Genomic DNA, 20436 nt, shown 5'->3' with positions numbered 1-20436 from the left:
TCGAGAGTTTGGAAAGTTATTTTCTCGAAGGTGAAAGTCCTTCCTCAGCAATATCGCGAGGTACTTGTCTGAAGGAGATGAGGAAAATCGAGAGATCCGTAGGCGGATGAGCAGACCCAAATGCGAAAGCGTGAAGCACGCAGCGGCAGGGTAAGTCGGCGACTGTGCGATAAAAACGGGAAGTCTAAAGAAAAAAATTGTCATCTAATGAACCAGACGAATGACAATGACTTATCATGTGAAGGTGCTGGGTATGTTTAGAAGGAAGATGCGATGACCCCGTGAGATTCTCCACTTCCCTGGGAAAAAAATCAGGATGGTTACATATAAGGCTTTGCCGAAGTTGTAGTCATGGTGGAGAATTCAGACGTTCTCATAGTACGGAAGTAACCAGTTGACCAAACATCTGGCGAACGGAAGGGGAACGACCTCGTGGACAAACACTTGAATGTGGTGCTGGACAACCGTCACGTTACTTCGGTAAGAACGAACGGAATGAGCTTTCGCTCTCCAGTGCCTTGATTTTGCGTTTTAACGTTTCGAAGATTGCATCCTTGCTGGAATCATTTATCTCGCGCTTTATTTGCTTTTGAGTAGGTGTTTCGGACTGCTGCTGGCGCAAGGAGTCGATCCGCTGCCGAATGTCTGCATGATTGTATAGGTACGTCCAATTCAGAGAAGCCGATAGCTAAATCCTTACATGGGCTTCCTCCGTTACATGTTAAGCAAGGTGGCGCTTCCATGTGAGGGCAATCTCCCACATAAGTCATCATATAAAATTCTTGAAGTACTTTGTTCCGATAGTTCATCTCATTACGGTGATGGATATCGAACGTCAAAATTTTCAATTCGGCTGTTTCCAGCAGAGAAGAGATGATATCATCCCTCACAAGTCTTCACATCCTTTTCACCCTAAGCGCAGCTTGCTCGTGATGCAGCTTACCTATACTTTAACATAAATACGTTACATGTCATGTACGGATACGTCGAAACGCCAATTTTTAACCATCATCCAATTATCATCAATATGTTCACTACTCATCATTATTATGGTTTTCGTAAAAACGGTGAATTAATTAGAATACCGATGATGTTCAGCTCCTACTAATTCCGATAAGGTGAAGGTATAAAGGAGTGAGAGTTCACCGATATGAATGTAAACAAGCAGCCTAGACATCGATTCAACCCAAAAGATGTTGAGATGGAGCAAGAGGATGGGTGGTCTGAGAAAGTTATTATTATTGTAAGCGCACTCAGACATATTCTGCAGGAAAGGCGTGTAGGGACATCATGAAAACAACGAATGGAACGACTGTTCAAACAGCAGCGGTTCCTAAGCTGATAGTATCTAGAAAAGGCAGGAAACTGAAGGACCGCTTGTGGAGAGAGCGATACTTATTCCTACTCCTAATGCCAGGACTGCTTTATTTCATCATATACCGGTATGTCCCTATGCTAGGAAATATCATTGCTTTCCAAGATTATAGTCCGTTCCGCGGGTTCTTAAACAGTGATTGGGTAGGATTGAAACATTTCAAGACGATATTTAGCGATCAGGAAGTTATCCGTGTATTGTGGAACACACTTTTATTGTCTCTTTTACAAATTGCATTCGCGTTTCCAGTTCCAATTATTCTGGCAATTATGCTTAATGAGATCAAGAATGAGCTGTTTAAGCGCATCGTGCAATCCATTATTTATTTACCTCATTTCTTATCCTGGGTTGTCGTCATCGGAATTGTAACCATATTCCTCAAGACGGAGGGAATGGTTAATCGGGTTCTAGACCCGTTGTTCGGCATGGAGCCGATCTCATTTCTCCAGCAGCCAGGATGGTTCATGCCTTTGATCATTTTGGAGGTTATTTGGAAAGAGGCTGGTTGGGGAACGATCATATTCTTGGCTACGTTATCGGGTATTAATCCAGCCTTATACGAAGCAGCGGTCGTGGATGGAGCAAACCGATGGCGTCAGATTTGGCATATTACGTTACCAGCCTTACGCAGCACCATCATTATCTTGTTCATCCTCCGTCTTGGCACTGTATTGGATTCAGGCTTTGAGCAGGTATTCCTGATGTTAAATCCATTTACGATGGATGTTGGGAATGTATTGGATACTTTCGTTTATTTCAAAGGTATTCAAAAGGCGGATTTTAGCTTTGGTACGGCGGTTGGCTTATTCAAGAGTGTGATTGGATTAATTCTAATCCTAGTTGCGAATCGTGTTGCCAAGAAGTTTGGAGACGAGGGAGTTTTTTGACCTACAAGAAAGTCTATGTTTTGCTCCAAGCGCTTTACTTATATAAAAAGGCAGGTGTCCATCTATGAATCAACAGAAATCGATGTCGGGACGGTCGGCGGATATCATCAATATCGTTGCGCTGAGCCTGTTAGCCCTGATTATGCTTTTTCCTTTTTACTACATCTTCGTAGTCTCCTTTGTTTCCTATCAAGAATACGCGCTTAGCGAGCTCATCATATGGCCAGAGAGATGGGTTATAGATGCGTACGCATACATCCTCGAATCCAAAGCGTTTATTCACTCGATCGGTGTAACCATCTACATCACCATAATTGGGAGTCTTGTCAATTTAATTTTGACAGCAACGATGGCCTATGCGATAACTCGAAATATATGGGGAGAAAAAGTATACTTGTTTTTAGTACTGTTCACCTTCATATTCAATGCAGGCATGATTCCAACTTATTTGATGGTCCAAGCTACAGGGCTCATTAATAGTTATTGGGCACTCATTATTCCCGGTGCCATCAATTCGTTTAACCTTATTGTCATGCGCCAGTTCTTCCTCAATATTCCGAGTGAACTGTATGAAGCGGCATTAATTGATGGTGCCAACGACATGCAGATTTTCACGAAAATCGTAGTTCCCTTATCCAAGCCAGCGTTCGCCACGTTCGGATTGTTCTACGCGGTAGCCCATTGGAACACGTATTTCACGGCTATCTTATATCTGAATGATCCTGCCAAATGGACAGTACAAGTCATTCTGAGGCAAATAGTGGTTCTGGGCGACGCGACGAATTCCCTGGGCTCAGCGGCTCGTGACGCTGCTAGATCAGGCCAACTTCCTCCCGCAGAGACGATTGGAATGGCAGCCATTTTGTTAGCGACCTTGCCGATCTTAATCGTATATCCCTTTCTGCAAAAGCATTTTGCGAAAGGGGTGATGCTTGGTTCTGTGAAAGGTTGAAGGTGTCTAGCGATCAGAATGTAAGGGTGTCATAAAGAAGAGTTGACAATGAATATGAGGAGGATTTACTTAAATGAAAAAAATACTAGCGTTAGGACTTACCGTGAGTTTAGCTTCAAGCTTGGCCGCTTGCACATCGGGCACGAAGGAGCAGCCTGAATCAAGCGCTGCTACATCATCTTCAACCCCATCAGCAAATTCGACGACAGCCAAGAAAATTACGGTTACTTCCATCGAGGGCACATGGTCGCCTCAAATTCCTGGTGCAACAGGCGACGGTTTGAAGAAAATCAACGAAAAATTTAATGTGGAATACAAGCCGCAGTATGTCCCTTTCGATGAATATGGCAGCAAATTACCGGTCGTTATGGCTGCTGGGGATTTGGCTGATGTCATCGGAATGGAGAGCCCAGATGCGAATTTTTTCAAATGGGCGAAGCAAGGTGCGTTCCTTCCATTAAATGAATACATCGACAAGTATCCCTCGTTGAAATTGGTTCCCAAAAGTGTGTGGGATGCTGTTACTGTAGACGGAAAAATTTATGCGATTCCGCAATACTTCCCTGCGAAATATGGAAAGAAACCCATTATTCGTAAAGATTGGCTAGATAATCTAGGTCTTAAGATGCCAACTACCTATGATGAATTAAAGAAAGTGGCAATCGCATTCACGAAGGATGACCCAGATAAGAATGGCAAAAACGATACCTATGGCTTTGGATTGTCTAAGCAGATCGTTTATGGAGCCCAAATGGGTGCTGCGTGGGATTCGGGATGGTATAACAAAAACGAGCAAGGACAATTAATCCCAGGTATTATATCGGAAGGGTTCAAGCAGCAGACGCAATTTCTCGCGGACTTGTACAAAGAGGGAGCGATTCACAAGGATTGGGCAATCTCTAAGAATGTAGACATCCGTAAAGACTTCTATGCTGGTAAATACGGGATTTGGTATGAGCAGCCTATTGGGACTCCTGAAGATCTTCTCAAGAGTATGAAGGAACTAATACCAACTGCTGAACTTGCCGTTATTCCAGCTTTCAAACAAGCAGATGGTGGACAAGGATATATGGCGCTTTCCGGATATTATACGCTGACCATGTTGAATGCTAAGATAAAGAGCGATGCCGATAAAATTAACCGAATTCTGCAAATGCAAGACTATTTCCGTACCTTCATACCTGTTGACAATCGTAACCCCCAGAATGCTGAGTTCGATTGGGCAAATGGAGGGGGAGGCATAGGGTATAAGATGGTGGATGGACTTCCATTAATCGACATTTCAACCGTGGAAAAGCGGCCTACAGGGTATTTTAGTGGTATAAGTGGCTGGGCACCAAATGATGAGGCAAATGAACCTGGGAAAGTATTGATGAATCCATTTGCCAAGAGCTTCGTGAATTCTGCTGTTGAATTGTTAAAGAATACTAAGTTTTATATTAATCCTGTAGATCGCATTTATTCAGAGGTTTTCGCATCCAAGGGAGCAGAGTTGAGCTTGATTACTCAGGAATGGCAAACGAAAATGATCGTTGGGCAGGAGCCGGTTTCCAACTGGAGCAAGATGGTTGACGAATATATGAAAAAGGGTGGTAAAGAAATGATCGACGATGTCAATAAGGTGTTACAGACGTCTGGGATCAAGGGCGAGTGGAAATAAGCTCATCTCATTAAAGCGCGCAATGAACCGTCCGATGATTAGATCGGACGGTTTTTGGACGATGCTGCGTTATACAGAGAAAGCTTACTGTTGTTCATTTCTGCGAAATTCACTGGGCGTGAAGCCTGTGGATTTCTTGAACATGCGGTTAAAGGAGTTAATGTTCTGGTAGCCTGCAAACTGTGCAATATCTTGAATACGAATGTCTGGATTAAGCAGCAGCTTCTTCGCTTTATCGATTCGAACTGAATTGACATAATCAACAAAGTTAGTACCCGTCTTTTCTTTGAAATATGTAGACAAGTAACTGCGGGTGATATGCAGCTTATCTGCCATGATATCCAAGGTGATATCCTTGTCATAGTTATTCTCAAGATACTCATACACGTAGTGAATAATGTGGTCTCGCTTATCTTTGAGTTCCCTGACAAGCAGGGCTGATCTCTTAATATCAGAGGACAAAAGTGTGTCAAGTTGCTCATAAGTATGACAGTTCTGCAATTCAGCGAAAGTCTGACGGAGAAACGTGTGGTCGATATTACGCTGCTGAAGATTTCTTTGTGTATGAAGCAAGATGGATTCAGCGAATTGATGGACACTTTGCGTGCTCTCATTACTTTTTCTTATTCTAGCGAGCACTCGTCTGACCAATAGGAGAACAACATCATCGTTCCCGTTGTATAGATTGGCATCTAGTTCCTCTTCTTGCGCTTGTGTTAATCGAATATTCGCAGCTTGCAGCTCAGTATCCACGATAATCTGAGTTTCATCATCGAACTTCCTCTTTTTAAGCTGTTCAAGCCCACTTTGATACGCTTCATTCCAATCCTCGGTACCACCTGAAGCCGTGATCGTAAGGAAGCAATACTCCCGTTCTGCTTCCATCATGTGATTAATTTGTTTAAGTGTATGGTTGATATTCGGATCAGTGATTTCTGTGAAAATAATAGACAGGATTTGATCATTTTCCATCTGGAAGGTCAAGGAATCCGAGAAGGTCTCCGCAATAATCCGATTGATATATTCTCTGATAAAAACCGTTGCGCGTTCCTCATCTACCTCCAAACGATACAGATTAGCTTTGTAATTGACTTTAAACAATACCAGAACAAAGGGACGATCCGATGGAAGCCAAGGTGTGCTATCACCATGCTGATGACGTATCTTCTTTAATACATTGGAATAAGCGTAGTACCGCAGCAGAGACTCTTTCTCTGACATATCCTGATGCATATCCTGGTTTGATTTGAGGATGTCACTTATTTTGTGATGGATGATATTAAATTCCTTGATTCCACTCTCCCAAAGTGGATGGGTATTCCACTTCTGAATCCCTTCAATAATCCGCTTAACAGGTGTGTTGAGTCGAACACTAAACAGGAAGGAAGCAATCAGGCTAATAGCAATGGTGAGGATGAGCAACAACACAAATGAGAAATTCCAACGCACCTGACTCGAGATTGTGTTATCTGGAACCACATGAATATAAGTTAGTCCGCTCGCGCCTTTTTTATAGAAGTAGTAGATATTATCCTTAATCATATAACCTGAATGATATTTGAATTTGGGTAATGAGACTTGATTAGCGCCTGGAGAATGATACATGGGTTGATCAGCTTCATTTATGATATAAAACTGGTCGTCGAGGGTCTGATGCAGTTGGGCGTAAATGGTGTCTGCCTCGACCATAGCGATTAAATAAAAGTTCGGAAGCTGTTCATTCTTGACGACAATGGGCAGTAACGTCCGTTCACCCATTCGTCCTGTAGAATCGGACTCAGCAAACGAAGAAGCAGGTAGTACTTGGAATTTGTACGGTAAAGCATATTGATCGTTCCAGAAAGAGGTGTTGTAATCCTTGCTATTGTAATAGCGATCGAACATGGTGTTGACATCAGTCCCACGGCCTTTTTCAAGCGTATAGCCAGAATTCTGAAACATCAACAATATATTTTCCAAGTATAATTGTCGATTGGACATCACTAGTCGGAGCTTCTGCATCGTAGAAAGCGCGTTCATATAATTAATGGACGGACTTTGCACTTCCTCTAGTTCTAGTGAAACGGCTAGAACGGAACTATGAATGACAGCTATTAGATTCTCATAGTTTTCGGTTGTTTTTTGCAAGCTGAGTGTATTGTATTTAATGATCTCATCTTTAATCCCTCCCCTGTAGTAGACGACGGAAAATAAAATAAACGAAACCAATAGAGCAATTATGATTAGAAAACTGACGAATAATCGGATGAATAAAGAGGAGGTTTTCTCTTTGAGCCTAAGTTTGAACAACGCTTTTAATGGGAATTTATGATTGGGCATATGCCTCACCTGCCTTAAAACTGAATAAGATCAGATATTTTCTTTCGATAATCATCCCAATCATTCCCATAGGGTGACCAGGTGATAGAGTGAGTACGGTCCGTTTCGTGTAAAACTCGTGGCAGAGCCGTACGTACTAGTTGATCGACTTGTTCCTGTTTTCCCAAAGACGCTGCTAACCAAATATACTCATAATCCTGAATTCCCCTACGAAGGTTCTTCATTCGAATTGAGCTAAGCAGAGCTTGAACGCCACGGTCTTGTTCTCGGTAGTACGGATCATGGTCTGGATAAAATAGAATGCCGTCGCCGTTTCCCCAGTGGATACCTGTTTCTCCATAAAATTCGTCTTCAGGATTGGTATTCACATACATAAACGTGACAGGATACCCAAATACATTCTGATTCGTCCGACTGCGAGGGCCTTGATGGTTGTGTCGCCAGTGCGTTCCATGCCAGACGAAGTATAAATCCATCTTGTGTTTCCACTTGATCCAGCTATTCACCCACGGCTTCTCCTTCGAGAATGATAGAGCCATATGAGCCATTTTGCGCAAGGCATCATTGGAGTTATTTAAGCTAGGGAAATAAGAGCTGAAGTCGCTTGCAAATACCATGGTTTGCGTATGATTTTCTTGAAGCAAGGCGAAGCCGAACACATCTAATTCTAAGGGGATGATTCGTTCCTCCTTACCTCCATCCTAACTTACCGTAATAGCACCTGAATAAATCCCAGACTGGATAGCGCTTTCATCGGGGATATAAATGTCGATCCAGAATCCTTGATTCGTAAGAGCTTGCACGTGAACTGGTTGCTCCCCGGGGCCTCGATGTGCATCATGAGGGATTAATGCATCCGGAATCCAACCTGATTGCTGTAGGGGAGGAGCGCTTGCTACATAGAACCATTGCGGCGGCGTAGTGAGCTCTGGCGATACATATAAGTAGTGTTCTGTAAATACTTCAATCCTGCGGCCTACGTAATCATTGGGGTCTTCCGGATGAGTTCGTTGATTGTGTATGGTTATACCTTTATTTGTGGTATGGGTTAGAGCTGACACCTCCACGGTGACATCCCGGATGGCATACTCACTCGTTTGTACGATAAGTTGAAGAGCGACAACTTCGTTACGCGCCCCGAAGATCTGCACGACCTGATCGTTCCATACACTATTTGAATGTCGATTCGGGTTGGTTAGATCTTCACGGTGTATTTTCTCGCCATCATTGACGGCCCATATTTGAACATGGTGGGTAGGCATGAAAGTCTCCTTCATTCATCATATATTTTTCATTTAAACATGAATAGCAACAGTTTGATATCATCATATCATTTACTTTTTCACATATTGTTAGCTTTTAAGCGTTGCGTATGGCCTTCATGGATGTTCCATTATTATACATGCTTACGAAACGCATGTCGTAAATGGTTTCACGCAAATACGGGATTGCAAGCATCCATGAATTCTTGCACGCGCTTACATCGATATGATCACTACTTCACCAATTTATGATTTTCGTAAAAACGATGAAGTAACTAGAATAACGACGATATTCAGTTCCCAATAAATTAGATATGGTGAGTGCATGAGAGGGGGGTATTTTTTTCTGGCCGTATCCAGCGGTATGTTGTAATCCATTTAATGTTTAGCAGGTGTATATTACTTTATTGAAAAGGGGTTAGTTAACTGATGAAACTTAAGTGGCAGTCAAACTTGCAGCTTCTCTTGTCCTTTCTCATGGTTCTCTCCATTTCCAACGGTTTGTTGGGCAGTCAGGAAGTTCAAGCAGTTGAGGCTAGTAATGTCAGTGATATAAGCGTATCTAGTCAGACTTATTCGGTCGCGCCGACACCGGAAAACTTAGTGGTAAATCCAGGCTTTGAATCCGGAGATACAGGTTGGGAATTTTGGGATGGTGCCTCCTCCGTTGTCAGTAACAATGCCAACAGTGGTACAAACAGTGTAGTGGTAAGTTCCGGAAATACAGGATTTGCTCAGAATATTACTACGGGTGTTGCAGAGAATGAAACCTACTATTTTGAAGTCTATGGAAAGGTCGATAGCGGTCAAGATGGTCGCATTTTTGTTACTTGCCGTGATTCAAATAATCAGGATCTCTATACAACTTCAATGAAAAATTTCGTAATTGCATCGACAGACTATAAGCTGCGATCTGCAATCTTCACTGCACCGCCGGGTACAGTGAAGATTCAAATCTGGACATGGACAAATAATCCAACTGGTAATTATTATTTGGATGATTTTGTGCTAAGAAAACATAGCGGTCCAACACCAACTGATAATCCATACCCGGCCCCTCCTGTGCTGCCGCCAGCCGAACATCCACGTCTGTTCGTTAGGGCAACTGATCTGGATGAGATCCGCAGCCGCCTAGCGCATGCAGAAGTAAAGGATGCTTGGGAACATATGCTGGATGCTGCCGGACAAAGCTTTACCGGAGAACTTCCAGCTCCAAGTTCCAAAGAAAAAAATAATCAGGACAATGTTATTATGAAGACGATCCAAGCTAAGGCTTTGTTGTATTTACTGCAAGCAGACGAAACAAGTGGCCAGCAGGCCGTCAGCATGATGACTAAATATTTGAACACTGTCGTCTTCCCACGTCACGATTATCGTCCGATTGGTGAAGCTCTTACATTGGGTTCCATTGTATATGACTGGTGTTACCCGCTGATGACCGCGTCACAGCGATCGTATTTCATTCAGCGCTTTGAGTCTATAGCCGAAGGTATGGAGATTGGCTATCCTGCGATTGAACAAGGTGCTGTAGTTGGACATGGCAGCGAAGCGCAACTGATGCGTGATCAGTTAAGTGTTGGTATTGCGGTTTATGACGAGAATCCAGCTATATATAACCTAGTAGCTGGGCGGTTCTTCGCTGAGTATGTGGAGCCGCGTAATTATGTATACCCTTCTAATGCTCAGCATCAGGGGGATTCCTACGGACCTTATCGTTATCAATGGGATGTGTTTGCCTCATGGATATTCAAGCGGATGGGTGCTGGTGATGTATTTAATTCCGATCAAGGGATGACCCCATATGAATGGATCTATGCGCGTCGTCCCGATGGGCAGCTCATGCGTAACGGTGACACGTTTCAATCGCAAAGGCCATTCGGCGAATATTGGTCCGAGCCTATGCCGAACATGCTGCCTGCCAGCTACTATCATGATCCTTTTTTGAAGAATGAATTTCTGAGGCAAAATAGTTACAACAAATCAGCCAAGGATGATCTGTGGGTTATATTATTTGATGACCCTCAGTTGGGGACAATGAATGAACAAACGCTTCCGCTCACCAAATATTTTCCTGAGCCTTCTGGCCAGATGACGGCTCGAACGAGTTGGAGAGGCGGTATACAGTCTTCTACCGTCGTTGCGACAATGAAGGTTGGCACCACCATGTTCACGAACCACCAGCATATGGATGCTGGACAGTTCCAACTGTATTACAAGGGTGGTTTGGCCATTGATTCGGGCATTTATGAAGGTACGATGGGGGGATACTTTGGTTCCCACGATCTTAATTACAATAAACGCACGATTGCGCATAATACGATGTTAGTCTATGATCCTAACGAAACTTTTCCAGCTGGTTCGAATGATGGCGGTCAGCGCTTCTTATATGAAGAACCTGCTACGATGCAAGAATTGCTTAATCCCACGAATAATTATGAAGTTGCTGACGTCGTCAAACATCAGTTCGGTCCGGATGCAGTTACACCAGATTATAGTTACATAAAGGGAGACCTTACTAAAGCGTATACGTCCAAGATGGATGATTTCAAACGTTCTTTTGTATTTCTTAACCTGAAGAATGATGATCATCCTGCTGCGTTGGTTGTATTCGATAAGGTAACTTCTGCTGATGCCAACTTCAAGAAAACTTGGTTGCTGCACAGCGAGAACGAACCTGACATATCAGGCGATACAGTCACCCTTGAACGCACAGAGAAAGGTTATAATGGCAAATTGGTCAATCGCACCTTACTGCCGACTAGCAATAATGCTGAAATTACCAAGATTGGCGGAACAGATAAAGAATTTTTCGTCAATGGTGTCAATTATCCGCAAGAACCTAGGTCTGAGGATAGCACAGAAGCGGGTGCCTGGCGTGTGGAAGTTTCTCCGAAGGCTAATGCCGAAACAGATGTATTCTTGAATGTCATGCAGGTGATGGATGCAGTGGATGGTCCTCAGCCGCTGGCTACGGAATCGATCGTTTCGAATGAGATGGTTGGTGTGAAAATCGAAGATCGGGCTGTGCTTTTTTCCAAAAGTGGTGTTGATATAACCAACACAGCCAGCTTTGAACTGCCAGTATCGAACAAGGATAAGGATGTCCGTGTATTGGTGACTGACCTAAGCACTGGCTATTGGACGGTAACTAAAGCTGGGGAAACGTCTTCAGTCGAATATGAAGTAACGCCTGATGAGGGTACGTTATATTTTGCTGCTACTACCGGAGGTACGTATACCTTACAGCATTCTCCAACAAGAACTTTATCCGTACCAGTAGCGCTTGTAACATTACCGGTACAAGCTGAGAAGGATGCCGTAGTTATGCAAGTTAATGGCGTTGATTTCACTTTTAATTCAGAACTGGCCTTAAGTGATAGTCAGGTAATTATTCCTTATGAACGGCTGGCTGCTGAGCTTGGTCTGACAACCAATCTGCAAGGATCGACTTTGACAATGAGTCGCCGAGGAACAACGGTTGAGATGACCATTTCTAGCAATGTGATCACCATCAATGGTCAATCCGCAACGCTACCAACACCGGTAACCCTTAGAAATGGAGTCGTTTATATTCCACTAGAGGTCGCCTCTATAGCCAATTGGGCAGTGGTCAAGTGGGATGAATACTCCCTGAAAGCGAAAGTATTTTCGATTCTACCGGTGACCGAATATAAAGTAGTCGAGATCGATTCCAGTACGACTGCAGATGTTGCCTTACAAGCAGCTGATGGAGATCTGAATACCGTATGGACCGATAGTGTACCGGGCGCCTACTTGGTCTATGATCTCGGTGAAACTCGGAAGTTCGATCATATCGATCTCGCCTGGCTCAATGGGCTGGATCGTTACTATCAATACCAGCTGTTGACATCACCGGATGGCAGCAATTGGACATCCAGATATGCAGGGGAGAGTTTAGGAAGCAATGATACCTATGAAGCAATGTATTTTGCCCCTGTATCTGCTAGATTCGTTAAGCTAATTGGGAACGGATATCGCTCAGATCTGGGAGGAGGCGGTGAAGTATCGCTCAAAGAGATGCGCATTGCTACGCCGTATTACAAGGTTGAAGCTGTACGGTCCTCTAGAGGCAAGGGAGAAGAGGCCATTGACGGCACTTTGGGAACGATGTGGACGGCCGAAGATAAGGGGTCATGGATCGAATTTGATCTGGGTGCATCCTACACGGTGGCCGGACTGGGCAGTTCTTGGTACGTAGGAGAAGAGCATTTATTCGATGTGTGGGTCTCAGATGATCAGAAGCAATGGACGACTGTATTCCAAGGCAGCAACAGCGGAACCACGAGAGGCATGGAGGATATCTTCTTTACACCGATCGGAGCAAGGTATGTTCGGGTAGTTGGGAAAGGTGATTGGAATTCAATATGGGAAGCAGTCTTGTATAAACCCGGGGTATCGAATAATGCGAACTTAAGTGGCTTAAATGTCGATAGTGGAGCCCTTAACGAGGATTTTGCCACAGGAACGAAAAGCTACACACAAAATGTTGCTAACCGTGTGACAAGTATAAAGGTCACGCCAAAGTTGGAGGATACCTCGGCAAGGGTCAAAGTAAACGGTATAGCAGTTGCGAGCGGTCAGGCGAGCCAACCGATCTCACTTGGTGTAGGGTTGAATACCTTTGAGGTGGAAGTTACTGCGGAGGACAATACGATGAATACCTATACCATTAAGGTAACCCGCATGGCAGGTCATACCACGGATGGCGAAGTGTCATCGGGCGTGTTGGCAAGTAAAGATACGAATTTATCCCAAATGAACCTTGTAGCCGATGGGAAGACGCTGGGACTATCTCCAGCGTTTTCACCGGACATTGTTCAATATACAGGGGAGACGGATGCGGAATGGATAGAGCTTCTACTAGCTGCTACAGATTCGAAAGCGGTTGTAAAGCTGAAAGATGAAACAATTGGCTCTGTAAAAAGAGTGCCATTACTAATCGGAGACAATAAGTTGATCGTTTCCGTTAAAGCTGAAGATGGGTCCACGAAGACCTATACGTTAAGCATTAAACGCATTGCTGCTGAAGACCCTTCAACTATCTACAGCTAAAGAATCAGCTTTATCTTCATTCACTGACAGCAGCAGCATTCCAGAGTGGGGACGATCTGCTATCCATACAGCAGCAGCTATGGGATTGATCGAAGGATATTGGGATGGGACATTCCGTCCACAAGAGCGTATTAACCGATTAGAAATGGCGGTTATAATCTCAAGAGCAATGAAATTGGAGAAGGGCACTACCCAACAGGCTATTGCTGATTATAACCAGATTCCAGGCTGGGCAAAGTCCTATGTAGAGGCTGTCTATGAACATGGGCTTCTAGAGGGAGCGGCAGGTAACCAGTTTGTTCCTTATGGCGTAACAACTAGAGCTGAATCCGCTGTGATCATGTTAAGGATTTGGAATAAACTTCACTAATGAACTATGCATACATGACTAATGAAGTAATGTTGGCGTACGGTAGAGGTGCACGAGGATCTGCTGTACTTCATCTAGAGGGAGATACGAATGAAAGTAAATGTACAAGATAACAACATATTGCCTCCGTTTTCTTCTGGAATTTGGCAATCGTGGACACCAAGACTGGAAATAGCTCCGATATTTGATAAAAGGTTAGAATGTAACGAGACGTTGCTGATCATATCTTCAGAGGACTCTTTTCAAGCTTATGGGGCTTGGTATTGTGAAATACATGGTGTTCTTGATGGTACTTCATATGAAATCATGGCTGACTATGAAACGAAGCAGGTCGATTATGAATCAGTATCTGTGAATGTAATTGTGACGTGGATGGATCAATCAGGCAAATGGTTAGGTAGAGGGTATATAGATACGTACGAAATTACGGAGGACGGCCTTACAAGACTAAAGAAAAGATTGGATCCGCCAACAGGCTCGAGGTCAGTGAAGATTGAGCTTGAATTTCGTTGGTCCCAAGGTGGCTCGGTTACTTTCAGGCAAGTATCACTTCGTCCAGTTGAGGCAGCTAGGTCACGTAAGGTTAAGCTGGTGACCACCTATGTGAATCCAAATGGTGATCATAGATCAGATCTTTCCGCTAATTTACAGGAGCTGCTAAATACACTTGAGCTTGCAGGACACGAACAACCAGATCTGGTTTGTTTATCTGAGACCTTGTATGATCGTTCCTCTGGCTATAGTGTCGAAGAGATCGCACAAACTCTGAATGGTGAAGTTGTGAAGGCTATTTGCCAAAAAGCGAAAGAGATCCAAGCTTATGTCGTATTTAATCTTTATGAAAAAGATGGTTTTTGTTTGTATAATACAAGCCTATTAATTGATCGCAGCGGAGAAATTGTTGGTCTTTATCGCAAGGTTCATCTTCCCCTGTTTGAAGCTCAAGACGGTATAACACCAGGAAGTGATTATCCCGTTTTTGCTACGGATTTCGGAATAATAGGCCTATTAATTTGTTGGGATCAGAGTTTTGTAGAGTCTGCGCGGTGCCTTCGGATGAAAGGTGCGGAAATTCTCTGTATTTCTACGGCAGGTGAATCGAAGATCCAACAGATCGCTCGAGCCGTTGATAATGGCATGTATGTCGTAGTTGCTGGAATTAATGGTGATATGGTAGATGATGGATCCGGCAAATGGGTCTGTAACCCTAGGAGTAAGCCTAGTCGAATTATTAACCCTAATGGCGACATTTTAGGTGAAATCGGTCCAGATGATTCTAAAGTGTTAGGGGTAGAAATCAATTTAAATGCCAAATTTATGGAGTATTGGATGTCGGTAGGGCCAACTTTTGGTGAAAAACGCAGCTTGTTCGCTCGTGAAAGAAGACCGGATACTTATAGTTAATGGGGTAAGGTGAAGGGAAAAGGCATTACAGAAGATCCTTAGAGATCTTTTGTAATGCCTTTTGTTATGATTATCTGCATTTTTATCATCATTTTGATCACTCTTTCATCAATTTTATGGTTTTCGGAAAAATGGTGAAGTTGGTTAGAAAACCGACGATTTCCAGCCTCACATGATTCCGATAGAGTGATGGATATAAAGGAGTGAGAGAGCGATCATATGAACACTTGTAACGTGCTTAAACAGAATGATAAGTGGTCAAAAATAGTTCTTGATTGATACCTGGATAGACGACATAGCGGCTGCCTATAGCGACATTCATAGCAATTTCTTCTTCCAAATGGTATCGTAGTTGCTCCATGTTTACATGGTTGCCAATGGCTTGTAGTGACAGATTAATAAGCAGCTTCTTTAACTGTTTAGAGCTAAAATCGTAATAACCTGCCACCGGGATTTCATGCTGCGGGACACGCCTTTTTCTCGCAGTCACGTACGAAGAGCACTTTTAACATATCAGACTGACTTTGCGAGAGAAACAGTATTTTATGGAAGTGAAACGTTGAATAGATTTTAGAGGCTCATGCAATTGCGCATGGGCCTATTCGATTGCAGCGCGTGTGAATAACTTGAAGTGAGGAAGGAGAAGCCCATTAAGAAGCTGTATTTATATTTGATGTTTGCGATAATCTCCAGGCGTTACGCCTGTATGCTTCTTGAAGGTCCGATTGAAGTGACTGATATGGTTATAGCCAACACGTGTAGCGATTTCGGTGATGCTTAGGTCGGTTCCGGTCAGCAGCTCCATGGAAGCCTGCATGCGAATCGCTGATAGCAGCTCGATGTAAGATTTGCCTTTTGTCAGCTTCAGCATGTGGCTGAAGTAGGAAGGGGCCATCAGCGCTTTGGCAGCAACCACATCCAGATGAAGATCCTCGTTGTAATGTGTCTGCATATAGGTGATCGCTTCAAAGAAGGCTTCCCGATGGATAGCGACTTTCTGGCGCTCTTGCTGACTTTGGGTCTGCGAATACCGCTTGTACTGCCGACCGGTAATAACGAGAAGCTTGAGCAGCTCCGCTTTGATAGCCAAGCGGTAGCCCTCCTCCCGCTCTTTCCATTCCGTGAGGAGAACACTCAATAAGTTTTCCACGACGGTTTGTGTGGCGGCGGGTAACGTTATTTTGGGTAAAAGATCGGTTTCCGATATGAGGGGGCGAATATAGGCAAAATCGATGAACGTTGGCATCTGCGCGAAGTCGCGAAAGTTTTCATTCACCGCATGCGGCATGAAATCGACCTGCACCATGACGAAATCCATAGCCTCACGTGGTTCAAGGCGGTGCTCCTGAAAAGGCGGGATCGAGAAAAGATCGCCTTTGGTCAGCACGTACTGCCGGCCAGACGCCCAATGCAGACAGCTGCCTGACATCATATAGCAAAGCTGCAGATGTTCATGCGCATGCAGGATACGATTCATCGTGGACGGTTGGCGGATCTCAATTTTGAACGGAAATTCCTCGTCGAGCATCTCTTTGTAGGCATAAATAGGGTAATCCGGGTAGTCCAACATCATAGCCTCCATGTTTGAAATCAGGTTAGATACCTCTTGTGAATAATGGTACACGGATTCGCGGAAATGTTCAAAGATTACGTGGAAAAAGGAAAGCGCACAGGAAGGGACCCTGCCATAATGATGAGGTAATCTGATGTACGCAGGAGGAAAGAGGGGGAGCGGCATGCAACGTCTGGCGTTTAGTACGATACCATGCGACGGCTGGTCTTTGGACGAAATTGTGACTATAGCGAAACAAAGCGGTTATCACGGATTGGAGCTCAGAGAGGGAGAGACTTGGTGTGTCAATACACAGTTAACCCATGATGAGCGGAGAGCAGTTCTCGAAAGGGTAAAGAAAGCGGATCTTCGGATTACCGACATTGGCTCAGGTGTATGCTTTACAGGTAGTGAGGATGATGCAGGACAATTTGAGAAATTCAAAAAGGTTGTCTTGTTGTCACATGACTTGGAAGCAGGCGGAGTACGGATTTTTCTAGGTTATTTCGCAAACCGCAGAGACCAGCAGGTACCGGCTATTCCCTATGCCAATCTGGTGGAACAACTCCGGCAGGCTTGTGATTATGCCATGTCTTGGGATGTGCAAGTGTGGATTGAAACCCACAATGAATTTGCTACAGGTCGTACATTGCGAAAGCTGCTGGATGATGTGGAACGGCCGAATTGCAGGGTTATTTATGATGTGATTCATCCTCTGGAAGAGGGAGAAGAGCCAGCTGAGACGATTGCGCTGCTCGGTCCGCAGTGTGTTCATGTCCATATCAAGGACGGCGTTCCTTATGAAGATCAGATGGAGTCGAACTGGAGGTATACGAGGGTGGGAGCGGGACAAATCCCGATTGCATCCATCGTCGGGCTACTGGAGGAATCTGGGTACACCGGCTATTACTCACTGGAATGGGAAAGGAAATGGCGGAAGGAATTGCAAGTTCCAGGTATGGAGCCGGATGTGGTGTTTCCGCACTATGCCACCTTTATGCACGATATTTTCCAATCGATAATGAAACGAGGTACTGCACGATGAAAACATTAGTGACGATCTCTGACGACGGGCTCCGTAATATGTTCTGGCAGGAGCAAGTGGTCGGCAAGCTTTCCCGCATCTCCGAGGTAGATTTTATGCCGTTGAAGGAGTGGCTCACCAGTGAGAAGCTGGCGGACCAAATTGGCGACTATGATGCCTGTATCACGTCCTGGGGCTCGCCGTTCTTCACGCCGGAGGTACTTGCCCGTGCCGGCAAACTGAAGTTCATTGGGCATGGAGCGGGCAGTGTAGCCTCCATTGTAGGCGAGGATGTGTTCGCCAAGTCCATTGCCGTAACATCGGCCAATCAAGTACTGGCACTTTCCACCGCCGAGTGCGCATTCTCGTTGATTTTTGCCGGAGCATGGGATCACGTAGGATACAGCGCCAGACTGAAACAAGGCAAGTGGAGTGTCAATAACCATGAAACGGTGCTCGGTGTCACGCGACGGGTCATTGGAATTGTCGGGCTTGGCGAAATATCCAAGCATGTCATCCGGATGTTGAAGCCTTTTGACACGAAAATTTTGCTGTGTTCCAGTTATTGTTCGCATAAGGAGGCGGATGCGCTAGGTGTTGAGCTTTGCGGGTTGAATGAATTGTTCGAACGCAGCGACATCGTCTCGTTACATAATACCTGGACGCCCCGAACGCAGGGGATGATCGGAGCGGAGCAGCTTCAGCGTCTGCGGGACGGAGCGCTCTTCGTCAATACGGCGCGTGGCCCGATTGTGAAGGAAGAGGCGCTCGTCGCAGAACTCCGAACAGGCCGCATTTTTGCTGCTCTTGATGTATACGACTATGAGCCGGTACCCAGAGACCACGAGCTGCTGGCTATGTCAAACGTCTTGTGCCTGCCGCATATTGGCGGGTACCACGGCCTGCTGAAACGTGAACTCTGCGACTTTATCGTCGAAGAGCTTGGCCGCTTCGCCACAGGTGAGCCGCTACTTGGCGCAGTCTCGCTCGAGCGCTTTCTTAGGCTGACCCCGAGATAATAAAAAGGGATTTGAACTAACGGGTAAAAATATCAATTGTATTGCTGATGTGCTTGCTACTTCTCTTTACTATGGGATTTGTAAAGAAAGGGGAACTTATTTTGACAAGTGTTGAACCAACGGTCATTAAAACTGAACGTATATTACGATACGATTTCAGAATCAAAAATACTGGCTCTCAACGAATTATTAGTACATTCGATTATCCTGGAAATCACCTATTAGGTTTAGAAGTGACTGTAAGACCAAATGATAAACTTGCTTCGTTAATGGTGATGAGTGAAAATACGGGATTTAGAAAAATGCAACTCAGAGGCAGTGGTTCAGCTGGTATTATAGAGCCAGGTAAAGAATCATCTTTTCATGTAGAATTTCAAATTAAGGAAAACGTAGAAGTTGAAAAAGTAAAATCTACTTCACTTGACGGTGTTTTACTTATTCTAGATGGACCAAAGATTATTGCTGAAATACCTTTAACAGATAGCATAAATAAGAACACAAACTAACCTCAGCCAACAATAAAAACACCTCTTGGCTGAGGTGTAGGAGCAGTTTGCCGCGGCAGCTCTTCCTTTTTGTTTATTAAGCTAAAGGGCAGTTGAGCGTGGTACTACTTGAATCTCGAGTGCTTGCAGTCTAATTAGGAAAGGACAGGACGAATACAATCATTCGCGTGTCCTTTCAACGGTTTTGAACTGATTAATAGATTATTTGGATTGCTACGAATCTATGAGTAATTTGCACATTTGTTGGTTTGAATTGATACTTAGGTACTTATTACGAGCTCCAAATCACATCCTCGCATATAGTAAGTCCGAGGGGGTGATGAAACATGGCGCAACCGATAAATATCGGAGCAAATAGCATAGCTAAGATCGGTGATCGTTTTTTTCTGATTGTCGAGGTGGAGGCGATAACAACCGGAGTTGAAATTGATCCAGTATTTGGAGTGCGGACGACCGCACAACAAGCAGCAGCACTCCTTCGTGCAGGTGTAAAGCGTACGACATTTGCAAAAGTAGATCCGAAACCTACTAGCACAACGAAAGTCGAGTTGAAAGGCGTATTGTTTGCCAACGGACGGATTTTCAAGGTATTCGATGTGGAAAACGCGACGAGCGACATTTCCGTCCTAGTTCGGATCAACCTAGCACAGGCGCAAAGGCTTATCCGAAACGGTACCCGTATCATCAAAGTTTACAGAAAACCATTCTAAATCAGCGAAGGGGCTGCGTATACAGCTCCTTTTTTTGTTACTTGGTCATTACGCTAACGGCGAACTATAGTTCAATAGATATCTAAGAAGGCTGCCGACAGCATAGAGTGGCAGCCTTCTCAGCTAATTAGATTGTTAAACTATAATTGAATAATAACGTTCTAAGGAGGATTGTTATGCTATTTCGTGAACTGGGCAAAACGGGGAGTTAGAAGAAATTGAAGCCTTACGTTTCGGAATAGCAAATGGGCTAAAGTTAATTGATACTGCTGAAGAATATGCAAATGGCGGAGCAGAAAAAGTTGTAGGTAAGGCAATACAAG

The 20436-nt window shown here is 44.3% G+C and carries 15 protein-coding genes; 10 read left to right on the top strand and 5 right to left on the bottom strand.

Features of this window, described 5'->3' with window-relative positions; all coding sequences use genetic code 11:
• The first annotated feature begins 1290 nt into the window (after positions 1–1290).
• From BC351_RS15655 to BC351_RS15645, 3 genes are all read left to right on the top strand, one after another.
• The gene (locus BC351_RS15655; protein ID WP_079413651.1) at positions 1291–2262 is read left to right on the top strand and encodes an ABC transporter permease; all 972 of its coding nucleotides are present in this window, start codon (positions 1291–1293) and stop codon (positions 2260–2262) included.
• A 64-nt stretch (positions 2263–2326) separates the two neighbouring features.
• Positions 2327–3214, top strand: coding sequence for a carbohydrate ABC transporter permease (locus BC351_RS15650; RefSeq protein ID WP_079413649.1), 888 nt, complete (start codon positions 2327–2329; stop codon positions 3212–3214).
• 73 nt (positions 3215–3287) lie between these two features.
• The gene (locus BC351_RS15645) at positions 3288–4874 is read left to right on the top strand and encodes an extracellular solute-binding protein (RefSeq protein ID WP_079413647.1); all 1587 of its coding nucleotides are present in this window, start codon (positions 3288–3290) and stop codon (positions 4872–4874) included.
• Between the two features lie 84 nt (positions 4875–4958).
• Here BC351_RS15645 and BC351_RS15640 read toward each other — a convergent pair whose 3' ends face one another.
• The 3 genes from BC351_RS15640 to BC351_RS15630 form a co-directional block, all read right to left on the bottom strand.
• A complete protein-coding gene (locus BC351_RS15640) occupies positions 4959–7193 on the bottom strand; it encodes a helix-turn-helix transcriptional regulator (protein ID WP_079413645.1) in 2235 nt (744 codons plus the stop codon).
• A gap of 14 nt (positions 7194–7207) precedes the next feature.
• On the bottom strand, positions 7208–7699 hold the full coding sequence (locus BC351_RS15635; RefSeq protein WP_158082104.1) for a glycoside hydrolase domain-containing protein: 492 nt from the start codon (positions 7697–7699) through the stop codon (positions 7208–7210).
• A 195-nt stretch (positions 7700–7894) separates the two neighbouring features.
• Entirely contained in the window at positions 7895–8455 is a 561-nt protein-coding gene (locus BC351_RS15630) for a hypothetical protein (protein ID WP_079413641.1), read from the bottom strand.
• Between the two features lie 429 nt (positions 8456–8884).
• Between BC351_RS15630 and hepB the strand changes: the two genes are divergently transcribed.
• The 3 genes from hepB (at position 8885) to BC351_RS15615 (ending at position 15302) form a co-directional block, all read left to right on the top strand.
• Positions 8885–13528, top strand: coding sequence for a heparin/heparin-sulfate lyase HepB (hepB, locus tag BC351_RS15625; protein ID WP_079413639.1), 4644 nt, complete (start codon positions 8885–8887; stop codon positions 13526–13528).
• A complete protein-coding gene (locus BC351_RS15620) occupies positions 13494–13898 on the top strand; it encodes an S-layer homology domain-containing protein (RefSeq protein WP_079413637.1) in 405 nt (134 codons plus the stop codon). Before hepB ends, BC351_RS15620 begins: the two co-directional genes overlap by 35 nt.
• 90 nt (positions 13899–13988) lie before the next feature.
• Entirely contained in the window at positions 13989–15302 is a 1314-nt protein-coding gene (locus BC351_RS15615; protein WP_079413635.1) for a carbon-nitrogen hydrolase family protein, read from the top strand.
• A 238-nt stretch (positions 15303–15540) separates the two neighbouring features.
• Here the strand turns inward: BC351_RS15615 and BC351_RS15610 are convergent, their stop codons facing one another.
• Both BC351_RS15610 and BC351_RS15605 read right to left on the bottom strand, forming a co-directional pair.
• Positions 15541–15792, bottom strand: a complete 252-nt coding sequence (locus BC351_RS15610; protein ID WP_079413633.1) for a hypothetical protein — start codon at positions 15790–15792, stop codon at positions 15541–15543.
• A gap of 174 nt (positions 15793–15966) precedes the next feature.
• Entirely contained in the window at positions 15967–16875 is a 909-nt protein-coding gene (locus tag BC351_RS15605; protein WP_158082103.1) for a helix-turn-helix transcriptional regulator, read from the bottom strand.
• 163 nt (positions 16876–17038) lie between these two features.
• Between BC351_RS15605 and BC351_RS43425 the strand changes: the two genes are divergently transcribed.
• The 4 genes from BC351_RS43425 (at position 17039) to BC351_RS15585 (ending at position 20113) form a co-directional block, all read left to right on the top strand.
• A complete protein-coding gene (locus BC351_RS43425; RefSeq protein WP_158082102.1) occupies positions 17039–17899 on the top strand; it encodes a sugar phosphate isomerase/epimerase family protein in 861 nt (286 codons plus the stop codon).
• Complete coding sequence (locus tag BC351_RS15595; RefSeq protein WP_341865999.1) at positions 17785–18897, top strand: hydroxyacid dehydrogenase; 1113 nt, start codon at positions 17785–17787, stop codon at positions 18895–18897. The genes BC351_RS43425 and BC351_RS15595 overlap by 115 nt, the downstream gene beginning before the upstream one ends.
• 101 nt (positions 18898–18998) lie before the next feature.
• On the top strand, positions 18999–19403 hold the full coding sequence (locus BC351_RS15590; protein WP_079413625.1) for a hypothetical protein: 405 nt from the start codon (positions 18999–19001) through the stop codon (positions 19401–19403).
• Positions 19404–19729: 326 nt separating this feature from the next.
• Positions 19730–20113 (top strand): hypothetical protein, encoded by a 384-nt coding sequence (locus tag BC351_RS15585; RefSeq protein ID WP_079413623.1) that lies wholly within the window; start codon positions 19730–19732, stop codon positions 20111–20113.
• Positions 20114–20436 lie beyond the last annotated feature (323 nt).

Origin of the sequence: Paenibacillus ferrarius (genome assembly GCF_002027705.1) — a bacterium.
In the GTDB taxonomy this organism is placed as follows: domain Bacteria; phylum Bacillota; class Bacilli; order Paenibacillales; family NBRC-103111; genus Paenibacillus_E; species Paenibacillus_E ferrarius.
The sequence above is the reverse complement of the archived record's forward strand: the minus strand, read 5'-3'. Positions and strand labels throughout refer to the sequence as shown.